1 protein-coding gene is annotated in these 894 nt (G+C 74.9%); it reads right to left on the reverse strand.

Annotation, left to right across the window (positions count from 1 at the left end):
* Positions 1 to 48: 48 nt before the first annotated feature.
* Positions 49 to 846 carry a thioesterase domain-containing protein gene (locus QC029_RS30410; protein ID WP_279559070.1) on the reverse strand — a complete coding sequence of 266 codons (798 nt, stop codon included), beginning with the start codon at positions 844 to 846 and terminating at the stop codon, positions 49 to 51.
* Between the last annotated feature and the right edge of the window lie 48 nt (positions 847 to 894).

Genomic DNA, 894 nt, shown 5'->3' on the forward strand with positions numbered 1-894 from the left:
GCCCCGGACCGCGTGACGCGGTCCGGGGCGGGCCCGCCGCAACACCGGTCAGGAGGAGGCGTACACGCCGATGATCTCGTTGACCGCCTCGGCCACCCGCCTGCTGCGCAGGATCTCGGCGTGGTCGACGGGGATCTCGACGGACCGCCCGGCCAGCGCGGCCCCTTCGGTGGGCTCGCGGGAGCTCACCGCGGTCGCGGTGCGCCAGGCGGGGGCCGGGTCGATCTGCCGCGCCGCGTTGAGGTAGGAGACGAACGACCGGAAGACCGCGGCGAACTCGTCCAGCAGTTCGGTGTCGAGTTCCTCGCGGGCGAAGGCCGCACCGGCCCGTTCGGTGAAGATCCGCACCAGTTCGTCGCCGTAGGCGGCGAAGTCGGGGGCGGCGGCCTGCGCCGCGGCGGCCTCCCGCTGGGCGGCGGCCACCTCGTCGGGGGAGAGCACCGAGGCGAACTGGTCCATCATGGCGGCGAAGTCCCGGTGCAGGCCGGAGCGGGAGGGCACCTCCGGGTCGAATATCACCAGGTGGGGGGCCTGGGTCTGGCGGGCGGCGAGCCGGGCGGCGAGTTCGCCGGCGAACACGCTGCCGGCGCAGTAGCCGAGCACCGCCCGCACCGGGCGGCCGCTGTCGGCGACGCCGCCGGTCCACAGCGCGAGGTAGTCCTGCGCCGACATCCCGGTCGCGGTGGGCGGCTGCCTGGTCTCCCACACGGTGAGCTCCGGGGGGAGGAGCGCGGCGAGGTCGGAGAAGCTCGAGTCGGACCGGCCCGTGGTGGCGAAGTCGACGGCGAGGACGAGTTCGGCCTCCCGGCCGGCGTTGAGCGCTTTCCATCCGTTGGGCTGTGTCATGGGGGCTGTCCACTCCGGTCGGCGCGGGGATGGGGGCGGGGGTGGGGG

Origin of the sequence: Streptomyces sp. DH37 (genome assembly GCF_029813835.1) — a bacterium.
Lineage (GTDB): Bacteria > Actinomycetota > Actinomycetes > Streptomycetales > Streptomycetaceae > Streptomyces.